Here is a 10,424-nt window from a genome sequence, read left to right on the forward strand (position 1 = left end):
CGGGTGCGCCGGGCGGCGTGAACCTGTCGCGGCCGTGACGGCAATCAACAGATGAGGACGCGGGACCGCCCTCCGGCGCCACGCCGAGCCGTTCCGCGTGCCACGACTCGGTAACCGTTCCGCCCGTGACACGACGGGAACGGCCACACGATCACGTCGGCGGGGGCTCGGGTGAGCAGCCCCGGCCGGCCCTGCCGAAGGAGCCTCCCCATGACGGCGCCGGCCGTTGTCTTCGTGCTGCCAGGAAAACGGCACCTGCCGCTGCTGATCGCGTTGGTGCCCGCGCTCGCCCTGAGGGGGCTGGCGATGCTCGGATACCGGCCGGCGCTGTGGTTCTGGGCCGACTCCTTCACCTATCTGAAGGCGGCAGCCGCGCCCGAGCCGGGCGCGTTCCGGCCGCTGGGCTACCCGCTGTTCCTCGCCGCGCTCTCCCCCGGTCCCGGGCTGACGCTGGTCACCGCCGTCCAGCACCTGCTCGGGCTGGGTACGGCCGTGGCGGCCTACGCGCTGCTGCGGCGCCGGGGGCTGCCCGGTTGGGGCGCGACCGCGCTGGTGGCGCCGTTGCTGTACGACGAGTTCCTGATCCTGCTGGAACACATGATCATGGCGGACTCCCTGTTCGTGGTGCTGACCACGGGCGGGATCCTGGCGCTGCTACGGCGGCAGGTCACCCCGGCGGCCGCGGCGGCAGGGGGCGCCCTGCTCGCCCTGGCCACGCTCACCAGGACCATCGGTGCCGTGGTGCTCGTCCTGGCGGCCGGCCACCTGCTGTGGCACCGTCACGGGTGGCGGGTCTGGAGCCGTTTCGTCCTGGCGGGCGCGGTGCCGTTGCTGGCGTACGCGGCCTGGATGGGCGCCACGAGCGGCACCTTCGGCCTGACCAGGGCCGGCGGCCAGTTCCTGTGGGCCAGGACGACCACGTTCGCCGACTGCGCCGTGATCCGCCCCGAACCCCGCCTGGCTCCGCTGTGCCCCCGCGTGCCGGTGGCCGCCAGGCCGGCGCCGCCGTTCTGGCTGTGGGCTCCGTGGTCGCCGATCAGGGCGGTGCGCGCCGACCGGAACGCGCTCGCCGGCCGGTTCGCCAGGGCCGCCATCCTGGCCCAGCCGGGCGACTACCTGGCCGCCGCCGGCGCCGACCTGCGGTGGCTGTTGCGCTGGGAACGCACCACCGAACGGGACCCGTCCGTCAGGCGGACCAACCCGTACTGGTTCCCCTTCGAGGCGCGGCCCTTGCGGGAGTCGGTGCGGGCCGTCGCCGAATCGTACGAGAAAGGCCCGGCCGCCACCAGGATCGCCGAGCCGTACGCGGGCTGGCTGCGCGCCTACCAGCGTGTCGGCTATCTGCCGTTCCCGCTGCTCGTGCTGGCTCTGGCCGCCGCGCTGGTCCTGGCGGTCGTACGGCGGCGCGGCGAGGCGCTGCTTCCCGGCCTGGCCGCCGTGGCGCTGGTCCTGCTACCGCCGTTCGCGGTCGGCTACGACGTTCGCTATGTGGTCCCGGCCATCCCGCTGACCTGCCTGGCCCTGGGCCTGGCCGTCACGCGCGGGCCGCGCGGGGAGGACGACGGCGGGGTGAGCCGGACACCGGGGGCCCTCCCGCGGGTCTCCTGTGCCGGTGGAGCGCGATCAGCGTGACCGTCTCGGGGCCGCCGGACCGGGGTGGCCGGGGTTTCGGCCGGGGTTCAGGCGTCGGCGCGCCGTCCGTCCTCGGTCCCGAAGCCGTCGAGCGACTCGCGCTCCTCCAGGGTGCGCAGTTCCTGGAACAGCGTGATGTGCAGGCCGCCCGGCGTGTCGAGCCTGGAGTTCAGCGACTGCCACGGCGTGACGGTGGGCGGCGCGACCTGCTCGGCGCCGGCTGCGACCAGCTCGTCGGTGGTGGCTCGGGCATCGTCGACCTCGAAGGCGACCCGGATCTTCGGCGCCACCTGACGACCCACCTCGACGTCGTCGATCATCTTCTTCTGCGCGGGATTGGCGATCTCCAGCGTGGCCTGGCCCGCGTCGAGGATGGCCACGCGGGCGCCGTCGCCGCTGGAGAAGGCGGCCTGCTCGGGCAGGCCCAGAACGTCCCGGTAGAAGGCCAGGGCGGCCTCGTAGTCCTCGGCCTCGACGACCAGGCGCAGCTGGCGGACGGCGGGCGGCCTGCGGTTCCCTGCATCGTGGGGCGCGGTCATATGGGATCTCCTCGTCCGAGACGCTGATGTCGGGGTTCACGATAGAGGGGCGCCGGACGCGCGCTCTCGGCGGCACGGGCCTCCCCTGTGGAACGGCGATCGCCGACCAGGGGACGCCTCGTCCAGCCGGCGAAGGCCGCCGAGCCCGCCCGGCGCGGGACAGTGGTGTCGCCCTCGTGGCCGGCCGGAGGTCCCGGCGGCGCAGTGGCGGCGCAGTGGCGGCGCGGTGGCGGCGCGGTGGCGGCGCTGTCGCCGTTCTGCTTGAAACCGGTGTCGAATGCGTGTTCTATGGTGGCTGTGGCTTGGGACGCGCTTCCGCTCGTGGACGTCGTCGACGAGCGCCCCGCGATAGAGCGGCGCGCCGTCGTGCGCGACGGGTTCTACGAGACGCAGGCCCGCACGATGATCGAGAAGGTGCCCGTGACCTCGGCCGTCGCCGAGCGGTGGGCGGTCAGCCCCTACCGGGGGTGCGCCCACGCCTGCCGCGGCTGTGTGGCCAGGCGCGGCCACCGTTCGCTCGGCTGGGACACCGGGCGCGACTTCGACACCAGGATCGTGGTCAAGGCCAACGCCGGCTCGCGGTTGCGCGACGAGCTGGCCCGCTGGCCGGGCGAGCCGCTCGCGATCGGCGTGGCCGGCGACTGCTACCAGCAGGCCGAGGCCACCTACCGGCTGATGCCCGCGCTGGTCACGGCGCTGGCCGAGGCGGGCGTGCCGTTCACCGTCTACACCAAGAGCCCGCTGGTGCTGCGCGACGCCGGGCTCCTGGCGGCGGCGCGGGCACCGGTGGCGGTCTCGATCGCGTTCGTCGACGAGAAGATCCGCCGGGTGGTCGAGCCGGGCGCCCCGACCGCGCAGCGGCGCCTGGAGCTGGTGGCGGCCTTGCGTGAGGCGGGGGTCGACTGCCAGGTGCTGATGTCGCCGGTGCTGCCGCTGCTGAGCGACGCGGCCGACCAGCTGGCCGCCACCGTGCGGCGCATCGCGGCCGCGGGGGCCTCGGGGGTGCGGCCGGTGGTGCTGCGCCTGCCGTACGGCACGCGGCAGTGGTACCTGTCGTGGCTGGAGCAGGCGCATGCCGGGCTGGTGGAGCGCTACGCGGAGCTGTACGACGCGGCGGGGCTGCCCGCGCCGGGCTACGAGGAGCGCATCACCGGGCAGATCGAGCAGCTGGCCCGCGCCTACGGCATGCGGTGCGGCGCCGCGCCTTCCCCCGCCCGCCGCACGCCACGGGCCGACCAGCTCACCCTGGTCTGACGGGCGCCCGCCGGCGCCGTAAGGGGCCGGCGCCAGGGCGGATCCGCCGCCGGAAAACCGGTTGACCGCGCTTGTAGCGTGGCCGTCATGAGTTGGACTGACCAGTTCGTGAAGCAGGGTTTCGTCAAGGTGCAGGCGGCCTCGCCGCAGGTGGGTCTGGCCGCGCAGGAGCTGCTGTGGAAGCAGATCGGCCTGTCTCCCGACGACCCTTCGGGCTGGACGCAGCCCGTGGTGTGGGCCGCCGACATGACCGGTGTGGGGCCGTTCGGGCAGATCATCCGCTCTCCGGTGCTCGCGCAGGCGCTGGACGAGGTGTGCGGGCAGGGCGGCTGGCGGCCGAGCGGCGCCTGCGGCAACATCCCGATCCGGTTCCCGAACCTGCCGCCGGCCGATGACAGGGGCTGGCACATCGACCTCAACGTCATGCATGAGGACGGCAGCTGGGCCGTCAGCGGGCGCCCCGGCACGCTGCTGCTGCTCATCCTGTTCTCCGAGGTGGGGCCGGACGACGCGCCGACCAGGATCAGGGTGGGTTCCCAGCGCGACGCGGCCGCCGCCCTCGGCGACGGCACGTACGAGCATGTACCGGCCAGCCGGCTGATTGAGGCCGCCAGCGCCGAGCGGCCCCTGGCGTACGCCACCGGGCTGCCCGGCGAGGTGTACGTGGTGCATCCGCTGACCGTGCACGCCGCCCAGGAGCACCTGGGCAGCCGGCCGCGGTTCATGGCGCAGACGCCGATCTTCCTGTCGGCGCCGCTGGACCCGTCGGCGGACACGCCGCTGGCGCGCGCCGTACGGGAGTGACGTGTCCCTCCGGGGTCGCCCTCGGAGGGAGGTCCGGGCGCTACGTCCCCGGCCGGGTGCCGACACGGGTCGCGGCGGCTGACGGCAGGGGACGCGGCGGCGGTGGGCGTGCCGGCGGACCGCTCGTAGGATTCCGGGATGAATATCCGTAAAGGTGGGCCGGGCGACGTGGCGGCGGTGGTCGCGATGTTCGACAGCGCGATCGAGTGGCTGGTCTCGCAGGGCCGGACGGGACAGTGGGGCAGCGAGCCGTTCTCGGCCAGCGCCAAGCGCATGGAGATGGTGACCGGCTGGGCGGGCGGCGACGGGATGCGCATCGCCGAGATCGACGGCCTGCCGGCCGGGTGCATGACGCTCGGCGAGCCGGTCACCTACGTGGCGCCGGCGCCCGAGCCCGAGGTGTACGTGCAGGGCCTGGTCATCGACCAGCGTTTCCACGGCCGCGCGGTGGGCCGGACGCTCCTGGAACAGGCGATGGCCGAAGCCGCCGAGCAGGGTGTGGACCTGGTGCGGGTCGACTGCTACGCCGGCGATGACGGGCAGCTGGTGCGCTACTACGAGAGCTGCGGGTTCCGCCCCACCGAGCGGTTCACGGTCGGCGAGTGGCCCGGTCAGGTGCTCGAGCGGAGGGTCTCGGCCGCCTGAGAGGCCCGCCGGGTGCCCGGCGGGCACCCGGCGGCGGGGGCGTGCTCCAGCCGTACGGTCCGCAGGACACCGTGGGCGCGGATGCGTGATCCGACTGCGGCAATCAGCCGGACGCGGATGTTCTTGTGCAGGAGTATGGGGCGATGGATCCTGTTCGGAATGGCGACCCCCGGCAGATAGGGCCGTACCGGCTGATCGGGCATCTGGGCAGCGGCGGGATGGGCCGGGTCTTCCTGGCCCGCTCCCGCGGCGGCCGGGCGGTCGCGGTGAAGGTGGTGCACGCCGAACTGGCCGGCGATGCGGAGTTCCGGCGCCGGTTCGCCGAGGAGGTCACGGCCGCCCGCCGGGTCGGCGGCTTCTACACCGCCGAGGTGGTCGACGCCGACCCTGAGGCCGACCCGCCCTGGCTGGCCACCGCCTACATACCCGGCCCCTCCCTGTCCGAGGCCGTCGCGGCGCACGGGCCGCTGCCGGCCGCGGCGGTCCGCGTGCTGGGGGCGGGCCTGGCCGAGGGACTGGCCGCGATCCACTCAAGCGGCCTGGTCCACCGCGACCTCACCCACCGCAACGTGATCCTCGCCGACGACGGGCCGCGCGTCATCGACTTCGGCATCGCCAAGGCCCTCGACACCGTGCACGCCTCCACCCGCGTCATCGGCACCCCCGGATTCATGTCTCCCGAACAAGCCAGGGCCGGCCAGATCGGCCCGGCGAGCGATGTGTTCTCCCTCGGCTGCGTGCTGGCCTACGCCGCCACCGGCACCGGACCGTTCGGCGGCGGCATGGCCGACCTGGTCGTCTACCGGATCGTCCACGAACCGCCCGACCTCGACGGCGTCCCCGCAGGCATCAGGGCCCTGCTGCGTTCCTGCCTGGCCAAACTTCCGGCCGACCGGCCCACGCTGGACGACATCCTCGACCAGTTGGAGGCGCCCGCGGCCGACGTCACCGCCGCCACCCGCTGGCTCCCACCGGACGTCACCGCCATGATCACCGAGCGCGGCACGGTGCTCCGCACCCCGACCCGGCCCAGCGCCCCCGTACCGCCACCAGAGCCCGTACCGCGACAAGACGCCGTACCGCCACGCGAGCCCGTACCGACAGAAGGCACCGGGATCGGCGGAACGGTGCCCGGCGATCGAGCGGGCCGCGTCGCCGTCGAGGCGGACCCGCGACGCCCCGCTCCCGAGGCGCGGCCGGCGGACAGCCGCTCAGGCGCGACGCCCGCTCCTCATCCTTGGCAGCCCGCGGACCGTCCGGCGGCGGCGACCGGGCCCGGTGGCGGCACCGCGACCGCCGCGACAACCCTGGCACTGCTGTGCCTTCCCGGGCTCCTGATCCTGATCCTCAAGGCCGCCCAGATGTTCCTGCGCTTCGCCGACGAGCCGTTCGGGTTGCTGATGGCGGCGAATCTGGCGGTGGCTGTGGCGGAGGGGGTCGTACTCGTCATGGGCGCTCTGCTGCTGTTCCAGGGCAGGGTGGCAGGGCGCCGGATGATCGCGACGGCCGGCGGTGTGGCGGCTGTGCACAGCATGAGCGCCGGCGTGCAGTTCTTTCTGACGGGCGGGGAACTGACGACGGACACGCCCGTCTCCGTGATCGTGCCGCTCTTCGTGGCCGCCCCGCTGACGGGCTTGTTCGCGCTCGCCGCCGTGCTCATGGCCATGCTCCCGGCCACCGGCCGATGGTGCCTTCGCCGGCACTAGAAGTTCCGACGTCCCGCCACGAGGCCGGGCCCGCTCCGTCACAGGGGTGTGCGGCGGGCCGTTCCTCGACCATGATGTGATCACTGCATCTGGCGACAGGAGGCGGCTGTGCGACTCGGATTGAGCATCGGCACCCTCGGCCCCGCGGCGGCCGACCCGCGAACGCAGCTCACACTGGTACGGGAGGCCGAACGGCTCGGCTACGACTCCGCATGGGCCGCCGAGGGCTACGGCGCCGACCCCGCCACCACCCTGGCGTGGCTGGCGGCCGGCACCGAGCGCATCGCGCTGGGCAGCGGGGTGATCCAGATGTCCAGCCGGACGGCGGTCGCCACCGCCATGGCCGCGGCCACGATCGACAGGGTCTCGGGCGGCCGGTTCCTGCTGGGCCTGGGCGCCTCAGGGCCGCAGGTGGCCGAAGGCTGGCACGGCCAGCGCTACGAGCGGCCGCTGGCCCACTTACGCGACTACGTGACGGTCGTGCGGACCGCGCTCGACCAGCGGCCCGTCGAGCACGAGGGCCCGGCCATCGTGCTGCCGCTGCCCGGCAGCCGCGGCAAGGCGCTGACGATGACGACCGGCCCGCTCCGGCAGCCGCTGCCGATCCACCTGGCGGCCATGGGGCCCAAGGCCGTCGAGCTCGCGGGGGAGATCGCCGACGGCTGGCTGCCCATCCACTTCCCGCCCGAGCACGTCGCCGAGACGCTCGACCGCCTGCGGGCGGGGGCGGCGCGCGCCGGCCGCGACGCCGCGGGGATCGAGGTGTCGCCGATGGTCATGGCGATGGTTGACGACGATCCCGACTACGCGCGCGACATGGTGCGGCCGATGGTGGCGCTGTACCTGGGCGGCATGGGCACCAAGGGCGTCAACTTCTACAACCGGCTGGCCCACCGGCTCGGCTTCGGCGCGGCCGCCTCCCGGGTGCAGGACGCCTATCTCGACGGTGACATGGGTGAGGCCGTGGAGGAACTGCCCGACGACCTGATCGACGCGCTGACCCTGTGCGGCACGCCGGATCGGGTCCGGCGGCTGCTGGCCGACTACCGCAAGGCGGGTGCGACCCGGCTCATCGTCGGGCTCAACGCGCCCACCACGGACGACCGCCTCGAGCAACTGGCCTGGCTGGCCGAGCTCAACGACTGAGCCGAACGACTGAGCCGAACGGCCTGCCGCCTGGTGTCGCGGGAATCGGGAATGCGGAGGGTGACGAATTCCGGCGGCTGGCGGCTCCTTGGACCACTCGGTGGGCGTGACCGCCGATTCGGTGACCGGACCAAAGAAGGCGCCGGAAAGATGATATCCGGCGCCTTCTCATTCCTTTTCCAGGAGTTTCCGGGGATTTCTGCGAATTTTAGGAATTCCATTAATTGTTCTTGTTGCTGCCTCCGCCGCCGGGATTGGTGCCGCCGGAGTCGCCAATACCGGGGTCGTCGATACCGGAGGCGCTGACGTGCGTCGCGGCCGCGGCGCCGGCGCCGAAGATCTCGGCCGACAAGGTCACGGGCGCCATGAGAGCGACCGCCGCCGCGGTTCCAGCTGCCAGAACGTTCCTCAGCTTGATCATCGAGCTCAGCTCCAGTCGGATCGGATGCGTCCCGGGCGATGCCCGGCCGGCGAAGCGCCGAATCGGTACGGCGAACGGCACCGACACGACGCCTGGATTTCACGCTAAGGGCGGTTTCGCCGAGCATGGTAGGAGTGTCGCTCCCAGGGAGCGGTGCTCACCGTTTGCGCAGCGTCATGGGTGCGCGGCGGTCGGCGCATACGGCGACGATCGCCGCCGTGTCCCGACGCCCCGCCTCCCGCCGGAATCGGTAAAAGTTAAATCACCGTAAATCCGGAATACTGCATCCGGCCGCCTGGTTTCTGCCGTTGTGCGATGAACCCGAATATCTGGTGATGAGATGGACAGTCACAACCTTTTGGGGGAGTTCCTTCGCGCTCGACGCGAGGCGACCACGCCGGCCCAGGTAGGACTGCTGGACTCAGGTCCTCGCCGGACCCCGGGACTGCGCCGGGAGGAGGTGGCCATGTTGGCCGGGGTCAGCACCGACTACTACGTCCGTTTGGAACAGGGACGCGAGCGCCACCCGTCCGACCAGGTGATCGACGCCCTGAGCGCGGCGCTGGACCTCGCGCCCGAGGCCGTGACGCACCTGCACGAGCTCGCCCATCCCAGGCCGCGACGGCACAGAAGGCCCGGCGACACCGGACGGGCCGGCCCAGAGCTGCTGCGGCTGATACGGAGCTGGCCGTACACCCCGGCCCTGGTGGTCAACCGCCGGATGGACGTGCTGGCCGCCAACCCGCTGGCCGCCGCCCTCTTCGAGGGCCAGGAACACGCGGACAACCTCCTGCGGATGGTCTTCCTGAACCCGGCCGCGCGCGACTTCCACGCCGACCGGGACCGGGGCGCCCGCGTCATGGTCGCCCAGCTGCGCGCCGACGCGGGAGCCGACCTCGACGACCCGCACCTGAGCGATCTGGTCCGTGAACTGTCTCGCGGCAGCCCCGACTTCCGCCGGCTGTGGGCGCGCCAGGACCTGTCCCCGATACGGCACGGCATGACGCTCGTCTGCCGTCACGACGTCGGCGACCTGGTCCTCGCCGGTGAGTCGTTCACCGTCGACAGCGCCCCGGGCCAGCGGCTGATCACGCTGCAGGCCGAGCCCGGCAGCCCCTCGGAGTACGCCCTGACCGTGCTCGGCAGCCTTCACTTCCTGATGGCCGACGAGGAGGACACCGGTTGCGCGCTGTGGGAGGCCCGGCGCTGAGTCCGGCGTCATGCGCGCGCGGTGACGACGTCGGGCTCACCGTGCCCGCCACGGACGATCGCCCGGCGTCATGCGCGGTGACGACGTCGGGCTCACCGTGCCCGCCACGGACGATCGCCCGGCGTCATGCGCGGTGCCGGTGCCGCCGCCGGTGCCGCCGCCGTCCCGGCGCGCTCGGCGGCCTTTACGGCGCCGGGACGTCCGAGGACGTCCGAGGACGTCTCAGGCGGCCACCGGGGCCTCGGGCACCGTGCGCATCTTCGGGATCGGCGACAGCGCCAGCACCGCCATCGGCACCAGCGCCCCGATCAGCGCCGCCACCAGCACCACCGGACGCATCCCCACCGCCTGGCCGAGCAGGCCCGCCACCAGGGCGCCCACCGGCGCCGGCACCAACCCCATGGCCCAGATCGTGGCGATCACCCTGCCGGTCAGCTCCCTGGGCGTCGCCGTCTGCAGCACGGTGATGTTGTTGACCATGAACACCTGAGCGCACAACCCCACCAGCAGCTGCGCGAACGCCAGCATGCCCACCGCCAGCCACAGCGGCCCGCCCGCCAGCGGCACCAGGATCAGCGCGCTGTTGCCGACGACCGTGGACCACAGCATGGTCGGCCCGGGACCGATGCCGTTCATCAGCCGGACCGACAGCCACGCGCCGATGATCGCCCCGATGCCGCCGACCGCCAGCGGCCGCCTGACCACCTCCGCCATGGCCCTGGCCAGCCGGTCGTGGCCGGTGCCCTCGGGCAGGCCGACCACGATGTTGACGTGGTGCGCGGGCAGGCCGGGGTCGAATCTGGACAGGAACCACAGGCGTTCCTGGGCGTAGGAGGCGGGGAAGACGTACGAGCCCGCTCACCGGTCCTTCCTCCTACCCCTCCATGGCCTCACGCAGGCTGCGCGGGCGCATGTCGGTCCAGACCTGTTCGATGTGGTCCAGGCACTGCTGCTTGTCGCCGGCGAAGCCCGCCTCCTGCCAGCCGTCCGGCAGCGGCCGGTCGGCGAACCAGAGGGAGTACTGCTCCTCGTCGTTGACCACGACTTTGTACTGGCCGTCGCGCATG

11 protein-coding genes are annotated in these 10,424 nt (G+C 72.9%); 7 read left to right on the plus strand and 4 right to left on the minus strand.

Annotated elements, in window-relative coordinates:
- Window positions 1-210: 210 nt before the first annotated feature.
- Complete coding sequence (locus ABZX22_RS36230; RefSeq protein WP_354918565.1) at window positions 211-1,632, plus strand: hypothetical protein; 1,422 nt, start codon at window positions 211-213, stop codon at window positions 1,630-1,632.
- 47 nt (window positions 1,633-1,679) lie between these two features.
- On the opposite strand, the gene ABZX22_RS36235 is transcribed toward ABZX22_RS36230, so the two are convergent.
- A complete protein-coding gene (locus ABZX22_RS36235) occupies window positions 1,680-2,171 on the minus strand; it encodes a VOC family protein (protein WP_354918568.1) in 492 nt (163 codons plus the stop codon).
- 297 nt (window positions 2,172-2,468) lie between these two features.
- Here ABZX22_RS36235 and ABZX22_RS36240 point away from each other — a divergent pair, with 297 nt between their 5' ends.
- The 5 genes from ABZX22_RS36240 to ABZX22_RS36260 all read left to right on the plus strand — a co-directional run bounded on the left by ABZX22_RS36240 (window position 2,469) and on the right by ABZX22_RS36260 (window position 7,726).
- Window positions 2,469-3,425 carry a radical SAM protein gene (locus tag ABZX22_RS36240; RefSeq protein ID WP_354918571.1) on the plus strand — a complete coding sequence of 319 codons (957 nt, stop codon included), beginning with the start codon at window positions 2,469-2,471 and terminating at the stop codon, window positions 3,423-3,425.
- Window positions 3,426-3,512: 87 nt separating this feature from the next.
- Window positions 3,513-4,229 (plus strand): phytanoyl-CoA dioxygenase family protein, encoded by a 717-nt coding sequence (locus tag ABZX22_RS36245; RefSeq protein WP_354918574.1) that lies wholly within the window; start codon window positions 3,513-3,515, stop codon window positions 4,227-4,229.
- Between the two features lie 138 nt (window positions 4,230-4,367).
- Window positions 4,368-4,874: a GNAT family N-acetyltransferase gene (locus tag ABZX22_RS36250; RefSeq protein ID WP_354918577.1), complete on the plus strand. Its 507-nt coding sequence runs from the start codon at window positions 4,368-4,370 to the stop codon at window positions 4,872-4,874.
- Window positions 4,875-5,017: 143 nt separating this feature from the next.
- A complete protein-coding gene (locus ABZX22_RS36255; RefSeq protein WP_354918580.1) occupies window positions 5,018-6,580 on the plus strand; it encodes a protein kinase in 1,563 nt (520 codons plus the stop codon).
- A gap of 108 nt (window positions 6,581-6,688) precedes the next feature.
- Window positions 6,689-7,726 (plus strand): LLM class F420-dependent oxidoreductase, encoded by a 1,038-nt coding sequence (locus tag ABZX22_RS36260; protein WP_354918583.1) that lies wholly within the window; start codon window positions 6,689-6,691, stop codon window positions 7,724-7,726.
- Between the two features lie 220 nt (window positions 7,727-7,946).
- On the opposite strand, the gene ABZX22_RS36265 is transcribed toward ABZX22_RS36260, so the two are convergent.
- Complete coding sequence (locus ABZX22_RS36265) at window positions 7,947-8,234, minus strand: hypothetical protein (protein WP_354918586.1); 288 nt, start codon at window positions 8,232-8,234, stop codon at window positions 7,947-7,949.
- Between the two features lie 253 nt (window positions 8,235-8,487).
- On the opposite strand from ABZX22_RS36265, the gene ABZX22_RS36270 reads away from it, so the two are divergent.
- On the plus strand, window positions 8,488-9,357 hold the full coding sequence (locus ABZX22_RS36270) for a helix-turn-helix transcriptional regulator (RefSeq protein ID WP_354918588.1): 870 nt from the start codon (window positions 8,488-8,490) through the stop codon (window positions 9,355-9,357).
- 222 nt (window positions 9,358-9,579) lie between these two features.
- Here the strand turns inward: ABZX22_RS36270 and ABZX22_RS36275 are convergent, their stop codons facing one another.
- Both ABZX22_RS36275 and ABZX22_RS36280 read right to left on the minus strand, forming a co-directional pair.
- Complete coding sequence (locus ABZX22_RS36275; protein ID WP_354918591.1) at window positions 9,580-10,119, minus strand: hypothetical protein; 540 nt, start codon at window positions 10,117-10,119, stop codon at window positions 9,580-9,582.
- A gap of 112 nt (window positions 10,120-10,231) precedes the next feature.
- Entirely contained in the window at window positions 10,232-10,423 is a 192-nt protein-coding gene (locus tag ABZX22_RS36280; protein ID WP_354918594.1) for an MbtH family NRPS accessory protein, read from the minus strand.
- Window position 10,424 lies beyond the last annotated feature (1 nt).

It is taken from the genome of Nonomuraea sp. NPDC003804, from assembly GCF_040610675.1.
In the GTDB taxonomy this organism is placed as follows: domain Bacteria; phylum Actinomycetota; class Actinomycetes; order Streptosporangiales; family Streptosporangiaceae; genus Nonomuraea.